General features: G+C 73.2%; 12 protein-coding genes, 1 pseudogene and 1 riboswitch. Of the genes and pseudogenes, 7 read left to right on the forward strand and 6 right to left on the reverse strand.

The genetic code is table 11. The annotated features are described in order from the left end of the window. The first annotated feature begins 96 nt into the window (after positions 1–96). Complete coding sequence (locus tag BSB02_RS38490; protein ID WP_084965944.1) at positions 97–636, forward strand: hypothetical protein; 540 nt, start codon at positions 97–99, stop codon at positions 634–636. 629 nt (positions 637–1,265) lie between these two features. On the opposite strand, the gene BSB02_RS38505 is transcribed toward BSB02_RS38490, so the two are convergent. The 3 genes and pseudogenes from BSB02_RS38505 to BSB02_RS43820 form a co-directional block, all read right to left on the reverse strand. Beyond that, positions 1,266–1,787, reverse strand: coding sequence for a pyridoxamine 5'-phosphate oxidase family protein (locus BSB02_RS38505; protein WP_084965946.1), 522 nt, complete (start codon positions 1,785–1,787; stop codon positions 1,266–1,268). A gap of 286 nt (positions 1,788–2,073) precedes the next feature. Then, complete coding sequence (locus BSB02_RS38510; RefSeq protein ID WP_084965947.1) at positions 2,074–3,561, reverse strand: bifunctional aminoglycoside phosphotransferase/ATP-binding protein; 1,488 nt, start codon at positions 3,559–3,561, stop codon at positions 2,074–2,076. A gap of 193 nt (positions 3,562–3,754) precedes the next feature. Then, positions 3,755–4,531 (reverse strand): annotated as a pseudogene (locus BSB02_RS43820) (CBS domain-containing protein); the annotation flags it as partial. Positions 4,532–5,337: 806 nt separating this feature from the next. On the opposite strand from BSB02_RS43820, the gene BSB02_RS38520 reads away from it, so the two are divergent. From BSB02_RS38520 to BSB02_RS38530, 3 genes are all read left to right on the forward strand, one after another. Then, a complete protein-coding gene (locus tag BSB02_RS38520; RefSeq protein WP_084965948.1) occupies positions 5,338–6,159 on the forward strand; it encodes a universal stress protein in 822 nt (273 codons plus the stop codon). Then, on the forward strand, positions 6,156–8,417 hold the full coding sequence (locus BSB02_RS38525) for a heavy metal translocating P-type ATPase (RefSeq protein WP_084965949.1): 2,262 nt from the start codon (positions 6,156–6,158) through the stop codon (positions 8,415–8,417). The genes BSB02_RS38520 and BSB02_RS38525 overlap by 4 nt, the downstream gene beginning before the upstream one ends. A 562-nt stretch (positions 8,418–8,979) precedes the next feature. Next, positions 8,980–10,632, forward strand: a complete 1,653-nt coding sequence (locus BSB02_RS38530) for a sensor histidine kinase (RefSeq protein ID WP_240507042.1) — start codon at positions 8,980–8,982, stop codon at positions 10,630–10,632. A 1-nt stretch (position 10,633) separates the two neighbouring features. Here the strand turns inward: BSB02_RS38530 and BSB02_RS38535 are convergent, their stop codons facing one another. Then, entirely contained in the window at positions 10,634–12,013 is a 1,380-nt protein-coding gene (locus BSB02_RS38535; RefSeq protein ID WP_084965951.1) for an MBL fold metallo-hydrolase RNA specificity domain-containing protein, read from the reverse strand. 50 nt (positions 12,014–12,063) lie between these two features. Further along, the gene (locus BSB02_RS38540; RefSeq protein ID WP_084965952.1) at positions 12,064–12,747 is read right to left on the reverse strand and encodes a CBS domain-containing protein; all 684 of its coding nucleotides are present in this window, start codon (positions 12,745–12,747) and stop codon (positions 12,064–12,066) included. 99 nt (positions 12,748–12,846) lie between these two features. Here BSB02_RS38540 and BSB02_RS38545 point away from each other — a divergent pair, with 99 nt between their 5' ends. Both BSB02_RS38545 and BSB02_RS38550 read left to right on the forward strand, forming a co-directional pair. After that, positions 12,847–14,292 carry a multicopper oxidase family protein gene (locus tag BSB02_RS38545; protein WP_084965953.1) on the forward strand — a complete coding sequence of 482 codons (1,446 nt, stop codon included), beginning with the start codon at positions 12,847–12,849 and terminating at the stop codon, positions 14,290–14,292. A 75-nt stretch (positions 14,293–14,367) separates the two neighbouring features. Then, the gene (locus BSB02_RS38550; RefSeq protein WP_084965954.1) at positions 14,368–16,794 is read left to right on the forward strand and encodes a cation-translocating P-type ATPase; all 2,427 of its coding nucleotides are present in this window, start codon (positions 14,368–14,370) and stop codon (positions 16,792–16,794) included. A 36-nt stretch (positions 16,795–16,830) separates the two neighbouring features. Here BSB02_RS38550 and BSB02_RS38555 read toward each other — a convergent pair whose 3' ends face one another. Continuing rightward, positions 16,831–19,257 carry a heavy metal translocating P-type ATPase gene (locus tag BSB02_RS38555; protein ID WP_084965955.1) on the reverse strand — a complete coding sequence of 809 codons (2,427 nt, stop codon included), beginning with the start codon at positions 19,255–19,257 and terminating at the stop codon, positions 16,831–16,833. Between the two features lie 293 nt (positions 19,258–19,550). Next, positions 19,551–19,696: riboswitch (cyclic di-AMP (ydaO/yuaA leader) on the forward strand. A 17-nt stretch (positions 19,697–19,713) separates the two neighbouring features. Here BSB02_RS38555 and BSB02_RS41815 point away from each other — a divergent pair. Beyond that, positions 19,714–19,939 (forward strand): hypothetical protein (locus BSB02_RS41815; protein WP_206185127.1); only part of this gene is annotated, 226 nt, incomplete at its 3' end.

Raw genomic sequence — 19,939 nt, forward strand, 5'->3', positions numbered from 1 at the left:
CGCGGGCCGAAGGTCCCTCCCACGCGAGACCTCCGGCACTACGGGCCAAGGCGCGGAAACGGTGGGATGGAAGGCAGACAGACAAGGAGACCACCGATGACCGCCATCCACGCAAAGCCCGTCACCGCCCCCGTCCCCCACACCACGACGACGCGCCCGGTGGACTACGTGTGGGCCATCGCCCGCATCGCGCTCGGCTGGATCTTCCTGTGGGCGTTCCTGGACAAGGCCTTCGGCCTCGGCTTCGCCACCCCCGCCGCCAAGGCGTGGATCAACGGCGGCAGCCCGACCACCGGTTTTCTCAAGGGCACCGGCGAGAACGCCCTCGGCGGCTTCTTCACCGGCCTGGCCGGACAGACCTGGGTCGACTGGCTGTTCATGACCGGCCTGCTGGGCATCGGCCTGGCGCTGATCCTCGGCATCGGCCTGCGCATCGCCGCGGCCACCGGCGGCCTGCTGCTGATGCTCATGTGGGCGGCCGAGCTGCCCCTCGCGAACAACCCCTTCATGGACGACCACCTCGTCTACACCATCGTGCTGATCGGCCTGGCCCTCGCGGGCGCGGGCGACACGCTCGGCCTGGGCAGGTGGTGGGGCAACCTCGGCATCGTCCACCGCAACCCCTACCTCAAGTAGGCACCGGCCGCACCAGCAGGCCCACCCCGTCCTCGGGGTGGGCCTGTTCGCGTGCCGCCGCCGGATGGGAGTACGCCAGTGGGCCCGCCATGTCGAGGTGGAGCAGGAGATCCTGCCCGGTACCCGCGAGCCTCCTGCTGGCGGTGGGTAGCCATGGGGTCTGGCGGAGGACCGCGGCGTGCCCAGAGCCGAACGTCATCTCGTCACGGGCACTGTGGCCGTGACCAGTACCCCTACGAAACCGCGGCAATGCCGACGAGCCGACCACGCACGACGGCGTGACGCTGATCCCCGTGGCGAGGATCGCCGGTGGCGGGGGTGGCGGCAGCGGCAAGCAGGAGGGCGAGCACCCGGGAGAGGGCTCCGGCGGTGGCTTCGGCCTGGGCGGCAGCCGTACGGCGAGGCCACGGCTACGGGGAGGTGCGGGTCGTGACGAGGCGGCCGAGACGCACGCGCTGGCCGGACCTGTCCCCGCGGCAGCGGAGCGCGCTGCTCGGGCTGGCCTCGCTGGAGTGCGCCCTCACCGCCCTGGCCGCGACGGACCTGTGATCCCGGCCACAGGACGAGCTGCGGGGCAGGAAGGCGTGGTGGTGGCTGGGCATCTTCGTCCAGCCCGTGGGCCAGGTCGCCTACCTGGCGTGGGGTCGCAGGCCCGCGCCCGACTGAGGGAGTGGCGGGTTGCCGGCCGGCTCGCGGTCGGCCTTGGGCTCCGAGCTCGGGCTCAGGGCGTGACCAGGGGACCGTGTTCGGGTGATTCGCCGCCCGGAGACCTGCTCCACCTCGACGACGATGAAGTGGTCCCGCTCGCCCGGCGCCCACGGTTCCAGCGGCAGCGCGGCCAGCCGTACCCGCTCAAGGGGATCGTGGACGGCGCGGGCGTGCCCGACCGCGGTGACCGACCAGCCGGTGCGCTCGGCCGCGTCGAACTCGTCGGCCTCGAAGGCGACCACGGCGTGCCGGGTGGCCGCGGCCAGCTTCGACCCGGTCGTCGTGCGGATCACGACGCGCTCGCCGTCCAGGCAGAAGTTCACCGGCTGCACCGCCGGCAGGGCCCGGTCGGTGAACACGATCCGCCCGATCGGGACCGACGCCAGCAGCTCCAGGCACTCCCGCCGGGAGAGCACCCGCAGACCGGAACCGTCGACATGCATACCCGCCAGCCTGCCGGACGGCGGCGTCGCGGATCAGGGCCGAAGGTCCCGACCTTGCCCGACGACAGGCCCTCATCGCGGGAAGTGCACGGAGACACGTGAGCATCGTGCCGCCCTCGGCGGCGAGCCCCGTCTTGCCTGGCGCGTACCGCGTACCAGGCGTGGCCGACCCGCACCCGTGTGGTACGGCCGGCCTCCTGGAGCACGAAACGGTGGCATGACCGGCCAGCCGCAGCCCGATCCAGGCAACCGGACGCCGCTGGCATCCGTCCCATTGCCGAAGTCGTCAGTCCGGCTCCATCTGGGGTCGGCGGAAGCGCCAGGAGATCTCCCGCTCCGGCGGGTGGACGGCCGCCAGGGCGCGGTCGAGCGCCTGCTCGAGCGGAGCGCCGGTGTCGATCTCGACGGCGTCAGGCCAAGGGGACGCGGCGGAGCGCACGACCTCGGCGATGGCCGCGTCGGCGTCCGAGGCGCCCGGCCGCCGGCCGGCGAGCCGCTCCGCGGCGATCTGCGGCATGACCGTGCACCGCAGCGCCACCAGATCGCTGTGGGTGCGGCCGGCAACGTCGGCGGCCATGGCGCGGTGGCGCTCGCCGGTCCAGGAGGCGTCCAGGACGACGGGCTCGCCCAGGCCGAGCAACGTCTCGGCGCGGGCGAGCAGCTCGGCGTAGGTGCGTTCGGTGTGCTCGGGGCTGTAGATGCCCTCCTGGTACGGCGCGGCGGCCGGCTGCAGCGGGTCGAGCCCCGCGAGCTCCTTGCGGATGCGGTCGCTGCTCAGCAGCGTGTGGCCGAGCCGGTCGGCGACGGCCCCGGCCAGCGTCGTCTTGCCGGTGCCCGGTGAGCCGCCCACCATGACCAGGGTGACCGCGCCCGCGCGCAGGTGGCGAAGCGTGAGGCCGGCCAGCTGCCGGGCTTCCCATCCGGCCTCGGCCTCTCCCTGCCAGTGGCGCAGGCAGGCGACCTTGGCGCGGACGAACGCCCGGTAGGCCAGGTAGTGGTGCCATAGCGTGGGCGGGGCGGGGTCCCCGGAGAACTCCACGTACCAGCGCAGGAACAGCTCGGCCAGCCGGGGCGCGCCCAGCCGTTCGAGATCCATGGCCAGGAAGGCCGCGTCGTCGAGCCCGTCCAGGAAGCGCAGCCGCTCGTCGAACTCCAGGCAGTCCAGGATCCGAGGGCCGTCGTCCAGGCAGAAGATGTCCTCGGCCAGCAGGTCGCCGTGGCCGTCGACGACGCGCCCCTCGGCGATGCGGCTGTCGAACAGCGGCGCGCGCCCGTCCAGGAAGCGGAGCGTGAGGCGTTCGGTCTCGTCGACCGTGCGGGGCTCGACGGGCGCGCCTGGCAGGCCGCGCACCTGGGCGAAGCTGTCGGCCCACCGGCCGCGCAGCGCCTCCCGGCCGCCCTGGCGGTCGATCTGCGGTCCGTGCCGCGCTTTGGCGTGCAACCCGGCGACCAGGCGGGCGATGTCGCGCAGGTGGTCGTCCACCGGCTTGCCGGTGCGAACCAGCGTGGCCAGGCGGCGCTCCTCCGGCATGCGCCGCATCACCACCAGGTGGTCGCACGGCTCCCCGTCCGGGCCCAGCACGTCGGCGACTCCCTCGTAGACGTCCGGCGCGAGGCGGCGGTTGAGTTCGACCTCCTCCTGGCAGGCGGCCTGCCTGGCCTGCCGGGTGGTGAAGTCCAGGAAGCTCAGGTTCACCGGCTTCTTCAGCTTGTAGGCCCGGTCGCCGACCAGGAACACCACGGCGACGTGCGTCTCCTTCAGATCCACGGACATGGGAACCCACCTCCCCTTCCAGTGCAGACCGGGACGAGGGGCTCGGCCAGGGCCGAACGTCACACAGATGCCAGCACCGTGGCCGTGACCAGGTAGATCGTGATGGACACCAGGTCCTGCAGGACGGTGGCCAGGGGCCCGAGCCGAAGGCGGGGTCACGGCCCAGGCGGCTCAGCGCCCAGGGGAGGGTGAGGTGGAGAAGCGTGGCGACCGAGCAGGCGGCGAACAGCGACACCGTCACGATCAGCGTCACCGCGGCGTCGCCGAACAGGAGCGTGAACGGCAGGAAGGCGCAGGCCAGCACGGCGCCGATCAGCACCCCTGTCATGCCCTCGCGGCGCACCAGATGGCTGACGGGCACGCCGACCGACAACCCGCGGACCACGACGGTGACCGTCTGCGTGCCGACCGCGTCGGCCAGGTACACCACGCCGGGCAGGAAGAACGCCAGCGTGACGTTGGCCGCCAGCCGTTCCTCGAAGGAGCCCAGCAGGACGGCGGACACCGCGGCGCCCGCCAGGCCCAGCAGCAGCCAGGGGATCCGGTGGAGGAACCGCCTGCCGACCGGCTCCTCGGCGGCGGTCCTGGCCACGGCGGAGCCTTTCAGGTAACCGCCCAGGCGCGCCAGGTCCTCGTCGTGCTCCTCCAGCAGGACGCGCAGCATCCGGCGCCGGGGCACCAGGCCGTGGAACCGGCCGTCCGGGCCGACCAGGATCAGGCTGCTCTCGCCGTGCCGGACGGCCCGCCAGGCGGCGACCTCCTGGTCGACGTCCGGGGTGACGGTGGGCGGGTCGCGGTCCATCAGGTCGGCCAGCGGTACGTCGTCATCGGCGGCGAGCAGGCGCTCGATCGCCAGCATGCCGTACACGCGCCGGTCGGGTCCGCAGACGACGATGTCGGCGGCGCTGTCGAAGCGCCTGCCCGACATCCGTGACCTGGCCTCGCCGGCCGTCACGCCCGGCTCGAACATCGGCACCGCGGTGACCGCGTGCTCCCCGGCGGTCCCGGTGAAGGACTCGGTCACCTCCGACGCCCGGACGTCGTCCAGATTCTGCCGATCGACGCGGCCGTCGCCGCCGCCCAGGCGGAGAGCGATCCTGCGCAAGATTCTCACCACTCCAGCACACGTCCGGGCATGCGACGGCACCAGAGTCGTTGGTCACGTGATGTCCCGACGAGAGGGAATCGCTGGAGGGATGCCGGCGCCGGGGCGGATCGCCGGTCCGGTCCGGAAGACGGACGACAGGTGAGGACCTCCGCCCCTGGCGCCCGGTCCGGAACGCGGAGGAGCATGGTGGGCACCCGTCGACCTCTACTGCGACGACATCGCCGCGGCGCCCGCGACCACGGCGCAGACCTCACCCTGACGCCGGAGCCGGAGGCCGTCGGGTAGATCCGCGCGGCCACCCCGGGCGGCACGCCGACCGGACGCGCCGTCATCACCCCTCCTCCGAGGGGTGGGTCACTTCGAGCGTGCGATGAACGATGTGATGATGGCCGCGAGCGCGAAGATCGCGGCGATGATGACCAGTGCGAGAGGCCAGTCCATGGCTCCTCCTTTCGTCTGTTTCCAGTGGACTACGCCACGACCCCGTCCGTGAGCGGTCGGACGTCACCCGGAGGAGGGACCTTCGGCAGGCTCGGCACCTGTCGGCTCGCCGAAGGCGTCCGCGTCCGCACGTGACGAAAGGCCCTGCACTCTGTGACTTCCTCCCCGGGCTGAACCGAGCGCCGTCCCCGAGGCTGGACGGAGAGGACCGGTGAAGGGGGCGGGAAATGGGCGATCCGATCGTCGTGGGCGTGGACGGCTCGATGCGGGCGCTCGCCGCGGTGGAATGGGCCGCGGATGACGCTGCGCGCCGCAGACGCCCCTTGCGCATCGTGCACGCGTGCGAGCCGTGGGCGATTGCCGGGCGCGGAGACGTGTCCGTCTGCCGAGGAGCGCTGCGGGCAGCGGTGCATCGTGCCCGTGGGCACGCCCCGGGACTGGAGATCGGTTCCGCGCTGCTTCCGGGGCACCCGGTCGAGGTGCTGACGGCCGAGTCGGCGGGCGCCGACAGCGTCGTGCTGGGCAGCAGGGGCGTGGGCGGTTTCGGCGGGCTCGTGCTCGGCTCGGTCAGCCTGGGCGTCGCCGGGCACGCCGACGGACCCGTCGTGGTGGTCCGTGAGAACCCGTGGGACCTGTTCGGCGAGATCGTCGTCGGCTTCGACGGCTCGGCTCCCGCCGAGGCCGCCCTGGAGTACGCGATCGACCAGGCCCGCGCGAGAAGGACGCGGATGCACGTGGTCTACGCCTGGCACGCCTGGCCCTGGCATGGCTCGTCGGGCCAGGCGCCCGCGGAGGAGTCGGCGGCGGCGCGGGACCGCCTGGCGCCGTGGCGGGAGAAGTGCCCGGACATCGCGATGCGGGAGTCGACCGTCTGCGACCATCCGGTCGCCGCCCTGGTCAACGCCTCGCGGGGCGCGGAGATGCTGGTGGTGGGATCGCGCGGGCTCGGTGGGCCGGCCTCGGCCGTCCTCGGCTCGGTGAGCCACGGCGTACTGCACCACGCGCCGTGCCCGGTCGCCGTGGTGCGTCCCCGGGCGGGTGGCCGATGAAGTCGTGGGTGTTCCTGGCCCTGACCGTCGGTGCGCTGCTGGTCGGCGCTGGGTTGCACCTGCTGGGATACACGATGGTCGGGGACGTCGCCTGGGCGGCCGGGACCGCGGTGGCGGTGCCGCCCGCGATCTGGTGGGTGGTCTCCGCACTGCGGGAGCGGCGCCTGGGCGTGGATGCGATCGCGGTGCTGGCCTTGGCGGGCGCGCTGGCCGTCCAGGAGTACCTGGCGGGGGCGGTCATCGCCGTGATGCTGGCCACGGGCCGGGCGCTGGAGCGGTACGCGCTGCGGCGGGCGCGCCGGGACCTGACGGCGCTGTATGAGCGAGCGCCGCGCTCAGCGCGGCGATACGTCGACGGCATGCCCACGCCGGTGGGCATCGACGAGGTACGGCGTGGCGACCTGCTGCTGGTCCCCACAGGCGAGATCGTCCCGGTCGACGGGGTGGTGGCGCGCGGCGCGGCGGTGCTGGACGAGTCGGCGCTGACCGGCGAGTCCGTCCCGGTGGAGTACACCGAAGGCGACAGCGTGCGCAGCGGTGTCGTCAACGCCGGCGCGGCCTTCGACCTGCGCGCCACCGGCACGGCGCAGGAGAGCGCCTACGCGGGAATCGTGCGGCTGGCGCGCGAGACCGAGGCGGACACGGCGCCCGTGGTGCGGCTCGCCGACCGCTTCGCCGCCTGGTTCCTGCCCGCCACGCTGCTGCTGGCCGGGCTCGCCTGGGCGGTGACGGGCCAGGCGGTGCGGGCGGTGGCCGTGCTGGTCGTGGCCACGCCGTGCCCGCTGCTGCTGGCCGCCCCGGCGGCGATCGCCGCCGGCCTGTCCCGTACGGCCCGCCGCGGCGTGGTGGTCAAGGGCGGGGCGGCGCTGGAGACGCTGGGCCACGCCCGGACGCTCGTGCTGGACAAGACCGGGACGCTGACGGCGGGACGGCCGGAGGTGTTCGACGTCGTGGCTGCGCCCGGATTCCGCGCCGGGGACGTCCTGCGGTGGGCGGCGGGCGTGGATCAGATGTCCTCCCACGTGCTGGCGGCGGCCATCGTCCGCGCCTGCTCCGCCCGCGGCCTCACCCCACCGGCGGCCTCCGGCGTCACCGAGCAACCCGGAGTGGGAGCCACCGGCATGGTCGAGGGACACCGCGTCCACGTCGGCAAGGCCCCTGCCGTACCCGCCACCGAGTGGATGGCGGCGCAGCGGGCCAGGGCCGCGCTGGACAGCGCCATGACCGTGTGGGTGACCGCGGACGACCACGTCGCCGGGGTGATCCTGCTGCGTGACGCGATCCGCCCCGACGCGGCTCGCACGCTGCGGCGGCTGCGGACGGCCGGGATCGACAGCGTGGTGATGCTCACCGGCGACCGGGCCGAGGTCGCCGAGAGCGTCGGGGCCGTCCTCGGCGTCGACCGGGTGCTGGCCGAGCAGAGCCCCGCCGCCAAGGTCGCCGGCGTCCGCGAGGAAGCCGACAAGGCGGTGACCGTCATGGTGGGCGACGGCGTCAACGACGCTCCGGCGCTGGCCGCCGCGAGCGTCGGCGTGGCCATGGGCGCGCACGGGTCGGCCGCCTCCGCGCAGGCGGCCGACGTGGTGCTCACCACCGACCGGCTGGACCGGCTGGCCGACGCGATGGACGTGGCACGCCGTGCTCGCCGCATCGCCGTGCAGGGCGCGGGGGTGGGCATCGGGCTGTCGCTGCTGGCCATGGTCATCGCCGCGCTGGGCTGGCTGCCGCCGACGGCGGGCGCGATGTTCCAGGAAGGCATCGACGTGGCGGTCATCCTCAACGCCCTGCGGGCTCTGCGTCCGGCTCCCGGCACCCGCCTGCGGGTGGACGCGGGAACCGACGCGTTGCTGCGCCGCTTCGAGCACGAGCACGCCGCCCTCCGCCCGCCCCTCGACCTGATCAGGCAGACGGCCGACGAGCTGGACCGGCCCGAGGCCCCGGCCCGGCTGCACCGGCTGCACGCCTTCCTGACGGAGGAGCTGCTGCCGCACGAGCAGGCCGAGGAGCGGCGGCTGTACCCGGCGGTGAGCCGGCTGCTGGGCGACCCGGAGGCTACGGTGACCATGAGCAGGGCGCACGCGGAGATCGGCAGGCTGGTCGCCCGCCTGGGGCGGCATCTGGACCTGGCCGCTTCCGGCGGGCTGTCCGCCGGCCAGCTGGACGACCTGCGGGCCTGCCTGTACGGCCTGCACGCGGTGCTCACGCTGCACTTCGCCCAGGAGGAAGAGGCCTACTTCTCGCTGACCTCCGACGTGTGAGCCGGTCGGGCTAGTACGGGAGGGGCCTGCCCGCCGGAGTGCGGAGGTCGAGGTCCGGCGAGGGGTGCGAGGGTTTCGGGCGTGCCAGGATGCGGATGGTGTGCATCTTCTGCTCCCTCCACATGTACAGCGCCCTCGACATGCACAGCGCCTGAGCCTCCCGCCGCGGACGCCGTGGAAGACCCGTGAAGGACCAAGGTCCCACCAGGCGGGGCCGGACGACCCTGTGGCAAGGCGAGGCGGAGCGGAATCCTGAAGGTGCGGCACCCCGCCCGGGAGCCGAAGGGCAAGGTCCCGGAGATCCCAAACCGGACGACGGGGAGGCGTCGGCGACCGCGAGGTCGTCAGGCCCGTCCGCTTCGAGGTGGCATCCCCGGTCGGCGGACGGATCGCCGGTCCCGAGGCCCCGGCGGGCGGCGGCAGGGATACGGCCGCTGCCGATTCCATGAGGAGGCGGCAGCGGCCGTTTACCGTCCCGGGAATGGCGGGGTGGGATATCGGCTCGCCGAGTGAGACACTGCCGAATGTGGCTGATGTGGGAGCAAGCTCCTTGCTGCCGCAGATGCGGCTGGATGAGCTGCTCGCGGAGCTGCAGGTCCGGCTGAACGCGGTGCTGGCCACCCGGGACCGGGTGCACGCCCTGCTGGACGCGGTGGTGTCGGTGGGCAGCGATCTGGACCTGGAGACCGTGCTGCGGCGGATCGTGGAGACCGCCACCAACCTGGTGGACGCCTCCTACGGCGCGCTCGGGGTGGTGGGGGAGGGCGGCACGCTCATCCAGTTCATCCCGGTGGGGCTGAGCGAGGAGGAGATCGCCCGCATCGAGCACTGGCCGCACGGGCTGGGCCTGCTCGGACTGCTGATCAAGGACGCCCGGCCGCTGCGGCTGGCCCGCATCTCCGACCACCCGGAGTCCTACGGCTTCCCGCCGGGGCATCCGGAGATGGGCAGCTTTCTGGGGGTGCCGATCCGGATCCGCGATGAGGTGTTCGGCAACCTGTACCTGACCGAAAAACGCGGCGGCGAGTTCGATCAGGAGGACGAGGCGATCGTCGTCGCGCTGGCGACCGCGGCCGGGGTGGCGGTGGAGAACGCCCGGCTGTTCGAGGAGACGCGGCGGCGGGAGCGGTGGCTGCAGGCCTCGGCGGAGATCACCACCAGTCTGCTGTCCGGCGCGGCGTCCGCCGAGGTGCTGCGCATGCTGGCCGCGAGCGCCCACGCCATGACGGACGCCGACCTGGCCCTGGTGCTTCTGCCGGATGAGTCCAAGGAGTGGCTGAAGGCTGTGGTGGCCGACGGCCTGCACGCCGAGGAGCTGGTGGGCCAGGCGGTGAGCGTGGCCGACACGCTGGCTGGGCACGTGTTCAGCACTGGTGAGCCGGTGGTGGAGGCGACCACCTCGGCGGGAGTCGACCTGATGCCGGGTGAGCTGAGCACCGGCCCCGTTCTCATCGCGCCGCTGGGCGCCGGGTCGGCGGTGCGCGGCGTGCTCAAGCTGGTCAAGCGGGTGGGCCGGCTGCCCTTCACCGCCGGGGACCTGGCCATGCTGACCGCCTTCGCCGGGCAGGCCGCCGTGGCGCTGGAGCTGGCCGAGGCCCGCCGCGACGCCGAACGGCTGAGCCTGCTGGAGGACCGCGACCGCATCGCCAAGGACCTGCACGACGTGGTCATCCAGCGGTTGTTCGCGGTCGCGATGAGCCTGATGGGCGCGGTCCGGCTGGTGGAGCGCCCCGAGGCGGCCGAGCGGGTGCGGCACGCCATCGACGAGCTGGACGAGACCATCCGGCAGATCCGCTCGACCATCTTCGCGCTGCAGGCCACCCGCCGGCCCGACGCGCCGAGCCTGCGGGCCCGCGTCGTGGGCCTGGTGGAGGACGCCCGCGGCCACCTGGGGTTCATGCCCGGCCTGCGGATGGAGGGCCCGCTCGACCACGGGGTGCCCGAGCCGGTCGCCGACCAGCTGCTGGCCGTACTGCGCGAGCTGCTGTCCAACCTGGTACGGCACGCGAAGGCCACCAGAGCGGACGTCTCGGTCGAGGTGCGCGACGGCGTTCTGACGCTGGCCGTACAGGACGACGGCGTGGGCCTGACCGGAGGCGGACGGCGCAGCGGGCTGCGCAACATCGAGGAACGCGCCCTCCAGCTCGGCGGCACGTTCGACATCGAGGCGCCCGAGGGCGGCGGCACCCGCTTCCGCTGGTGCGCCCCGCTGTGAGTCAGACCACGACGCGCTCGTCCTGACGCGGCACGACGGCCAGCCAGCCCAGCTCCCGCTGAATGCGGTCGCGCAGGCTCTCGGAGGCGTCCGGCTCGCCGTGGACGACGTAGACGACCTCAGGCGGCCTGGTGGCGGTCGACAGCCAGGCGATCATGTCGTCGGCGTCGGCGTGCACCGAGAAGCCGGGAAGGTCCACGATCTCGGCGCGCACGGGGACGTAGTGGCCGTGGATCTTGACCGAGGTGGCGCCGTCCACGAGGTCGCGTGCCCGGGTGCCGAGCGCCGCGAAGCCCACGACCAGGACGGTCATCTTCGGGTCGGGCAACATGTGACGCAGGTGGTGCAGGACGCGCCCGCCGCTGGCCATGCCGGAGGCGGACACGACGACGCAGGGCCGGCCGGGGTCGTTCACGGTCATCGACTCCTCGGCGGTCCGCAGCTCGTGCACCCAGCTCGGATCCAGCGTGTCGCGGGTCAGGCCGGGCCGCAGCTCGGCCGAGCCGTTCGCGATGGCCTCCAGGTAGACGTCCCGGGCGGCCAGCCCCATGGGGCTGTCGACGTAGACGGGGATCTCCGGGATGCGCCCCGCGCGGCGCAGCTCGCCCAGCCGGTAGAGGATCACCTCGGTGCGGTCCACCGCGAAGGCCGGGATGAGCACCGAGCCGCCGCGGTCCACCGTGCGGGTGATCGCGGCCGCCATGTCGTCCAGTGTCCGCTCGTCGTCGTGGCGGCGGTTGCCGTACGTCGACTCGACCAGCAGCACGTCGGCGGCCTCCAGCGGCGCGGGCGGGCGGAGGATGGGGTGGCACGGACGGCCCAGGTCGCCGGTGTGGACGAGGGTGCGCCCGCCGGGCAGGGTCACCCGCGTCCAGGAGGAGCCGAGGATGTGCCCGGCCGGGTACTGCACCACACTCGCCCCGCCCACCGCGACGTCTGTCCCGTGCCCGGCCGGGACGATCAGGTTCAGCGCCCGGGTGACGTCCTTGTCGTCGTAGAGCGGCAGCGCCGGGTGGTGCTTGGACCAGCCGTAGGTGTTGGCGTGCTGGGCTTCGTCCGCCATGAGCTTGGCGCTGTCGCGCAGGACGATGGCGGCGAGCCTGGCCGTTTCCGGCGTGGTGCGGACGGGACCGTCGAAGCCCTGCCGTACCAGGGCGGGCAGGTAGCCGCAGTGGTCGAGGTGGGCGTGACTCAAACTCACGGCGGAAACCGAGGACGGCGGGAGGGGGAAGCTCGCCCAGTTGCGGCGGCGCAGCTCCCGCTGCCCCTGGAACAGCCCGCAGTCCAGCAGCAGGCGCGTGCCGTCCGGGAGGTCGAGCAGGAACTTGCTGCCGGTCACCGTGCCCACGCCGCCGAGGAAGGTCAAAGTCGACGATCTCATGCCCTCCACCCTGCCCGGCGGTGGCGGGCGGCGGCAGGGCCTTTGGTCCTCTACTGCCCGGCCCAGACGGGCGCGTCGTCCTCGGCCCAGGTCAGCTCGTCGACGACGTCGACCACGCCGTTGACGCGGCGGACCAGCCGGACGGCGAGCCCGGCCTCGCTGCGGCGGTCCATCCGGCCGCCGAGCGTGACCACACCGTGGATGACCTCGACGCGCACGCCCGAGGTCTCGGCCCACAGCTCCCGCTCCAGCACCTGCTCGCGGATCTCGCGGGCGATGTCGGCGTCGTCACGGACGAAGACCTTCAGCAGGTCGTGCCGGGAGACGATGCCGATGAGCCGTCCCTCGGCGTCGACCACGACGAGCCGCTTGACGTCGCGCTCGTCCATGATGCGGGCGGCCTGGGTGACGGTGGCGGACGTCGGGACGGTGACGGCCGGGGCGGTCATGAGGTCGGCGGCGGTGTCCCCGGCGGCCTTGTCGCGGGCGTCGCGGTGGCGCAGCCGGACCTTCAGCGGCGGCTTGTAGCCCTCGCGGTAGTACTGCTCGCGGAACTCCTCCTTGCGCAGCAGGTCGGCCTCCGAGACGACGCCCACGACCCGGCCGTCGCGATCGACGACGGGAACGGCGCTGACGGCGTTCGCGATGAGGGTCTCGGCGACGTCCTTGAACGGGGTTGCGGGGGTAACCGACACGACGTCGGTCGTCATGATGTCGCTCACTTTGGTGCGCATGGTGCACCTCCTTCACCCTCCATCCCACCGCCGGAAACGGGACCCGAATAGGGACGGAAGTCCCTGGTGCCGCCGCCGGGAGTCCGTGACGATGGCGCCATGGACGCCGATCGGCGCACGCTGCTCCGTGCCGGGCTCGCCCTGCTGGGCGGGGCGGCCGTCACCGCCTGCGGCGGCGCTCCGCCGTACGTCTCGCCCACGGGGGAACCGGTGCGGGCGGCGGAGCGGGCCCGCGCGGGCGGCCGGATCACCGACGTCCGCCTCACCGCCGTGGCGGGCCGGGTGGACCTGGGCGGGCCGGTCGTGCACACCTGGAGCTACGACGGGCGGATCCCCGGCGTCCCGGTCAGGGTCAGGGCGGGCGAGGTGATCCGCGCCAGGCTGGCCAACCGGCTGCCCGCCGGGACCAGCGTCCACTGGCACGGCCTTGCACTGCGCAACGACGCCGACGGCGTGCCGGGCGTCACGCAGCCGCCCATCGCGGCGGGCGGGGACTTCGTCTACGAGTTCACCGCGGCGACTCCCGGCACGTACTGGTTCCACCCGCATTCGGGAACCCAGCTGGACCGCGGCCTGTACGCGCCGCTCATCGTCGAGGACCCGCGCGAGCGGCTGCGTTACGACGCCGAATGGACCGTGGTCCTGGACGACTGGCTCGACGGCGTCGCCGGCACGCCCGACGACATGCTCAACAGGCTGCGTTCCGGCATGCACCACGGCCATATGGCCATGAGCACCGCCAGCGCGCTGCTCGGCGGCGACGCCGGCGACGTGACCTACCCCCACTACCTGCTCAACGGCCGGATCGCCGCCGCCCCCGAGACCTTCCGCGCCAGGCCGGGCCGGCGCGTCCGGATCCGCCTCCTCAACGCGGGCAGCGACACGGCCTTCCGCGTGGCGCTGGCCGGGCACCGGATGACGATCACCCACGCCGACGGTTATCCCGTCCAGCCGGTGGAAACCGACACGCTCCTCATCGCGATGGGGGAACGCTACGACGTCCTGGTCACCCTGGCCGACGGTGTCTTCCCCCTGGTGGCCCTCGCGGAAGGCAAGAACGCCCTGGCCCGGGGCCTGGTCAGGACAGGCGGCGGTCGCGCGCCCGAGCTCGGATTGCGCCCGCGCGAGCTCGACGGCGCCCTCGTGCCCGCCCATGCCCTGCGCCCGGTGCAGGCCGTACGGCTTCCGCGACGCGACCCCGGCAGGACGATCCGGCTGGAGCTCACCGGCGGCATGATGGCCTACGACTGGGCCGTCAACGGCAGGCCGTACGACCCGTCGGTGATCGAGGAGGTGCGCTCCGGCGAGCGGGTACGGCTGGCCTTCGCCAACCACACGATGATGTGGCACCCGATGCACCTGCACGGGCACACCTTCGCCCTGACCGGGACCGGCGTGCGCAAGGACACCGCCATTGTTCTGCCGCACGCCACGCTCGAGGCGGACTTCGACGCCGACAACCCCGGTGTCTGGATGGTCCACTGCCACAACGCCTACCACGCCGAGGCGGGGATGATGGCGCTGCTGGGCTACCGGAGACCCTGACCCGGGCCGTCCGGCCGGGAAGCCGGTGCCGAAGGTCCCTGCCCCAGACCGGACGCGCCTGTGACGGTGGGAAGCATGGCATCGGTGACGGCGGGCACGGCGGGACTCACCAGTCAGGACGCGGCCAGGCGGCTGGCGGCCGACGGCCCCAACACCCTCCCGCCGCCCCGGCGCTCCCCACCGGTGCTCCTCCTGGCCCGGGAGATGGTGCACTTCTTCGCCCTGCTGCTGTGGGGCGCCGCGCTGCTGGCCTGGTGGGCCGGCATGCCGCAGCTGGCCGCCGCGATCGTGGTGGTCGTACTGCTCAACGGCGCCTTCGCCTTCGCCCAGGAATACCGCGCCGACAAGGCGGCGCAGCGGCTGGGCGAGCTCGTCCCGGCCGACGTCGTGGTCCGCAGGGACGGCCGCCGCCGGGTCATCCGGGCGGCCGACCTGGTGGTGGGCGACGTGGTGCTGCTGGAGGCGGGGGACCGGGTCCCGGCCGACCTGGAGCTGTCCGAGGCGCACGGGCTGGCGGTCAACACCTCCATGCTGACGGGGGAGAGCGTCCCGGACCGCCCGAGCGCGGGCGAGCCGGCCTTCGCGGGCACCTTCGTCGTCGAGGGCCAGGCCGAGGGGGTCGTGACCGCCACGGGCACGCACACCCGCCTGGCCTCCATCGCGGCCCTCACCCTGCACGCGCGCCGTCCGCCCAGCCCGCTCGCGGTGCAACTCGGCAAGGTCGTGCGGATCGTCGCGCTCATCGCGGCAGGCGTCGGCGTGGCCTTCTTCGGCCTGGCCGTGCTGCTCGGCATGGATCCGGCCGACGGCTTCCTCTTCGCCCTCGGCGTCACCGTCGCCCTGGTGCCCGAGGGCCTGCTGCCCACCGTCACGCTGTCCCTCGCGCGGGCGGCCCAGCGGATGGCCGCCCGCAACGCGCTGGTCCGGCACCTGGAGGCCGTGGAGACGCTCGGCTCGGCCACCTTCATCTGCACCGACAAGACCGGGACGCTCACCCGCAACGAGATGACCGTGGCCGGGATCTGGGGCGTCGAGCGGGACATCCTGCGCTCCGCCGTGCTGGCCTCCACGGGACGGATGAGTGACGGCAAGCCGGTTGGCGATCCGATGGAGGTCGCCCTCCATGTGGCCGCGTTGCGGGCCGGCGTGGACGTCGATGCTGAGATCACCCGCCGTATCCCCTTCGACCCCGTGCGGCGCCGCGCCGCCGTGGTCGCCGGCGGCGAGCTCCACGTCAAGGGCGCGCCGGACAGCGTGCTGCCGCTGTGCCCGGCCGTACCCGGAGCACAGGAGGCCCTGGCCCGGATGAGCGAGCGCGGCCTGCGGGTGCTGGCCGTCGCCCGCGGCGCCGGCGAGGAGGAACGGGACCTCACGCTGCTCGGCCTGGTCGGCCTGGAGGATCCGCCGCGCGACGACGTGGCCGAGGCCATCGCCACATGCCGCACGGCCGGGATCAAGCTGGCCATGGTGACCGGCGACCATCCCGGTACGGCCCGCGCCATCGCCGCCGAGGTCGGCCTCCTCGGCCCCGACCGGCTCGTGGTCACCGGCGACCGGCTCCCCGGCGACGACGCGGCGCTGGGCGAGCTGCTGGACCGCGACGGCGTGGTCGTGGCCCGGGTGACGCCGGAGGACAAGCTGCGCATCGCCCGCGCCCTGCGCCGGCGCGGCCATGTGGTGGCCATGACCGGCGACGGCGTCAACGACGGTCCCGCGCTGCGCGAGGCCGACATCGGCATCGCCATGGGCGCCTCGGGCACCGACGTCGCCCGGGAGGCGGCCGACGTGGTGCTGCTGGACGATCACTTCGCCACCATCGTCGCGGCCGTCGAGCTGGGCCGCGCCACCTACGCCAACATCCGCCGCTTCCTCACCTACCACCTGACCGACAACGTCGCCGAGCTCACCCCGTTCGTCGCATGGGCGCTGTCCGGTGGGACGATCCCGCTGGCGCTGAGCGTGCTGCAGATCCTCGCCCTGGACATCGGCACCGACCTGCTTCCGGCCCTCGCGCTGGGCGCCGAGCCGCCCAACCCGCGCACCATGCAAGGACCGGCCCGCGCCGGCGCCCTCATCGACCGGCGGCTGCTCGTCCGTGTCTTCGGCGTGCTCGGCCCGGCCCAGGCGCTGGTGGAGATGGCCGCCTTCCTCGGCGTGCTGGCGGCCGGCGGCGGGTTGGCGGCGGCTTCCGGTACGGCTTTCGCGGCCGTGGCCCTGGGCCAGTTCGCCAACGCCTTCGCCTGCCGCAGCGAGACCCGCTGGGTGGGCCTGCTGCGCTGGCCCGGCAACCGGCTCCTGATCGGCGCCGTCGCCGCCGAAGCCGTGATCGTGCTTGCCTTCCTGGGCGTGCCGTGGCTGTCGGCCGTGCTGGGCGGCGCCTTCCCGCCCCCGCTCGGCTGGGCGCTGGCGGCGCTCGCGATCCCCGCCGTGATCGGTGCCGACGCGCTGCACAAGGGCTGGCGGGCGGCCAGGTCGAAGGACCGGGGTTCGCTTGGCCGATGACCGGGGCAGGGCCGCGGCTGTGGCACCGGCCGACGGTCAGGGGCCGCCGGTGGAAGCGACGTCGGGGAGCCGTAGCCGCTTCAGCGCGAGTGCGTTGACGGCGACGATGAAGCTGGACCCGGACATCGACAGGGCGGCGATCTCCGGCCGCAGCATCAAACCGAACGCGGGCTCGAACACACCGGCGGCGATCGGCAACGCGATGGCGTTGTAGCCGATCGCCCAGCCCAGGTTCTGCCGCATCTTGCGCAGCGTGCCGCGTCCGATCGCCAGGGCGGTCGGCACGTCGAGCGGATCGGAGCGCATGAGCACCACGTCGGCGGTCTCGATCGCCACGTCGGTGCCGGCGCCGATCGCGATGCCGAGATCCGCCTGGGCCAGGGCGGGGGCGTCGTTCACCCCGTCGCCCACCATGGCGACCTTCCGGCCGCCGGCCTGCAGTTCGGCGATCTTGGCGGCCTTGTCGCCGGGCAGCACCTCGGCGATCACCGTGTCGATGCCCAGCTGCTCGGCGATCCGCCGGGCGGTGGCCTCGTTGTCCCCGGTCAGCATGATCACCTCAACGCCCGCCTGGTGCAGCGTCGCCACGGCCGCCGCCGAGGTCTCGCGCGGCGCGTCGGCGATGCCGATCAGCCCGGCCGCCCGCCCGTCAACCGCGGCGACGACGGCCGTGCGCCCGCCCGCGGCCAGCTCCTCGCGCCGGGCGGCCAGCTGACCGAGCTGGATGCCCTCGACCTCCATCAGACGGCGGTTGCCCACCACGACGCGCCGTCCGTCGACCTCCGCGATCGCGCCGTGGCCGGGGACGTTCTCGAATTTGGCCGCGCGCAGGGAGTCGGTTCCGCGCTCCTCGGCGTGCCGGACGATAGCCTCGGCGAGCGGGTGCTCGGACTCCCGCTCGACGGCGGCGACCAGGCGCAGCAGCTCCTCCTCGGCGATCCCGTCGGCGATCACATCGGTGACCTCGGGCTCGCCCTTGGTCAGGGTGCCGGTCTTGTCCATGACCACCGCCTGGATGCGGGCCGAGCTCTCCAGCGCCATCGCGTTCTTGAACAGCACGCCACGCTTGGCGCCCAGGCCCGTGCCGACCATGATCGCGGTGGGTGTGGCGAGGCCGAGCGCGTCCGGGCAGGTGATCACCACCACGGTGATGGCGAAGAGCATCGCCGTACCCAAGGGAGCGCCGGCCAGCAGCCAGGCCGCGAGGGTCAGGGCCCCGCCGATGAGCGCCACGAACACCAGCCAGAACGCCGCCCGGTCGGCCAGCCGCTGCCCCGGCGCCTTGGAGTTCTGGGCCTGCTGGACGAGCTTGACGATCTGAGCGAGCGCGGTGTCGGCTCCCACCTTGGTGGCCCGCACGCGCAGGGTGCCGTTGGTGTTGATGGTCGCTCCGATGACGGCCGCGCCGACGGTCTTGTGCACCGGCAGGCTCTCGCCGGTGACCATGGACTCGTCCACCTCGCTCTGGCCGTCCTCGACCACTCCGTCGACGGCGATCTTGGCGCCGGGCCGTACCAGCAGCAGGTCACCTGCGACGACCTCGGCCGTGGGCACCTCGACCGGCTCGCCGCCGCGGATGACCAGCGCCTTGGGCGGGGCCAGGTCGAGCAGGGTGCGGATCGCGTCGTTGGCGCCGCCGCGGGCACGCATCTCCAGCCAGTGCCCGAGCAGGACGAAGGCGGCCAGCACCGTGGCCGCCTCGTAGAACACCTCGCCGCCGCCGGTCAGCGTGATGACCACCGAGTACAGCCAGCCGGCGCCGATGGCCACCGCCACCAGCACCATCATGTCCAGCGTGCGGGCCCGCAGCGCCCGGGCCGCGCCGTCGAAGAAGATCCACGACGAGTAGAAGATCACCGGCAGGCTGAGCAGCAGCGCCCACACGTCCTCGCGCAGCCCGAACGGCACCGGCACGTGCAGGCCGAGCACCTCGCGCCCGATCGGCGACCAGATCAGGATCGGCACCGACAGCACCGCCGCGACCAGGAACCGGTTGCGCATGTCGGCGACCATCGCCTCCATCGACATCCCGGCGTGCCCGCCGTGCCCCATCACCTCGTGCGGCGACGGCGCGGCTTCGTGGCCCGCATGCGGCGCGCGACTCGGCGCGTGGTCCGCATGGGCGTCGTGCGGTTGGTCCTGTACGGCTGCCGCGGCATGGTGATGCGCCTGCTCGTCGCCCGGCGGGTCGGGCTCGGCCATCGGATCGCAGATGTGGGAGGGGACGGACTGGCCGACGCAGTGGTAGCCGCACTCCTGCACCCACCGGCGCAGCTCGGCCACCGAGGTGGCGCGGGGGTCGAACACCACGGTGGCCGTCTGCGCCACCGGGTTGACCTCCACGTCCAGCACTCCCGGGCGGCGGCTCAGGACCGCGTGCACCAGGTTCTGCTCTGAGGCCCACTGAAGACCGCCCACGTCGAGGATCGCGGTGCTGCGGTCCTTGAGGTCTCCCGCCGACATGCCCGTCTCCGTCCGCACTAAGCCAACGATGATAGATAGTAGTCAGGTGCCGGTTCGGATCTCCACGTCCGCGTGCGTCATGCCCGTGGTTCCAGGAGGCTGATGCGGCGGCGCTCCTCCAGGTGTATGGCTCCCTGAGGCGCCTCCGGGATAGAGGATCTACCAACTGCTACTTTGCATAGTTTGCGCATCCTTGTCCGAATCGAGTACCTTCAGCTACTCAAGGCAGCAGAACGGCAGGCCTCGCCTGCCGTTCTTTGCCGTCACATTGCCGGAACCGCCTCCATCCCCCGATGGGGCGGCCGTCGAGTCCGCGACGTCGCGGAGCCGGGGACCCACGTCTCTTGGGGTGAATCGGGTGCCGTCCTGCACGGCGCTCGTAGGGCACTTCCACGCCCGAACCCGTCAGCTAACCCGGTAGACGGTATGGAAGCCACGCAAGGAGTACTCACCCGCATGGGTCAGCACCGCCGTTCACCGATCTCCCTCAGCAAGCAGCAGGCCGCCTGTCTCGCCCTGGGCGCCACCGTCGTCACCGGCGTCATCTGGGCGGCCCCCGCCCCGGCCGCGGCTCCCCATAAGGCCCCGTCCACCTCTGCAAAGGCTGCCGTCGCGCCCAAAAAGGCTGCTATCGCGCCTAAGAGCCTGCTGACGAAGGGTTTGGTCGGTACGGCCGAGTTGG

This window comes from Thermoactinospora rubra, assembly GCF_002093975.1.
GTDB classification, from domain to species: domain Bacteria; phylum Actinomycetota; class Actinomycetes; order Streptosporangiales; family Streptosporangiaceae; genus Nonomuraea; species Nonomuraea rubra_A.

Bases quoted from the DNA above. Each gene is read 5' to 3' on its own strand.
- BSB02_RS38490 (WP_084965944.1), top strand. From the start codon at position 97: ATGACCGCCATCCACGCAAAGCCCGTCACCGCCCCCGTCCCCCACACC.
- BSB02_RS38505 (WP_084965946.1), bottom strand. From the start codon at position 1,787: ATGCATGTCGACGGTTCCGGTCTGCGGGTGCTCTCCCGGCGGGAGTGC.
- BSB02_RS38510 (WP_084965947.1), bottom strand. From the start codon at position 3,561: ATGTCCGTGGATCTGAAGGAGACGCACGTCGCCGTGGTGTTCCTGGTC.
- BSB02_RS38520 (WP_084965948.1), top strand. From the start codon at position 5,338: ATGGGCGATCCGATCGTCGTGGGCGTGGACGGCTCGATGCGGGCGCTC.
- BSB02_RS38525 (WP_084965949.1), top strand. From the start codon at position 6,156: ATGAAGTCGTGGGTGTTCCTGGCCCTGACCGTCGGTGCGCTGCTGGTC.
- BSB02_RS38530 (WP_240507042.1), top strand. From the start codon at position 8,980: ATGCGGCTGGATGAGCTGCTCGCGGAGCTGCAGGTCCGGCTGAACGCG.
- BSB02_RS38535 (WP_084965951.1), bottom strand. From the start codon at position 12,013: ATGAGATCGTCGACTTTGACCTTCCTCGGCGGCGTGGGCACGGTGACC.
- BSB02_RS38540 (WP_084965952.1), bottom strand. From the start codon at position 12,747: ATGCGCACCAAAGTGAGCGACATCATGACGACCGACGTCGTGTCGGTT.
- BSB02_RS38545 (WP_084965953.1), top strand. From the start codon at position 12,847: ATGGACGCCGATCGGCGCACGCTGCTCCGTGCCGGGCTCGCCCTGCTG.
- BSB02_RS38550 (WP_084965954.1), top strand. From the start codon at position 14,368: ATGGCATCGGTGACGGCGGGCACGGCGGGACTCACCAGTCAGGACGCG.
- BSB02_RS38555 (WP_084965955.1), bottom strand. From the start codon at position 19,257: ATGTCGGCGGGAGACCTCAAGGACCGCAGCACCGCGATCCTCGACGTG.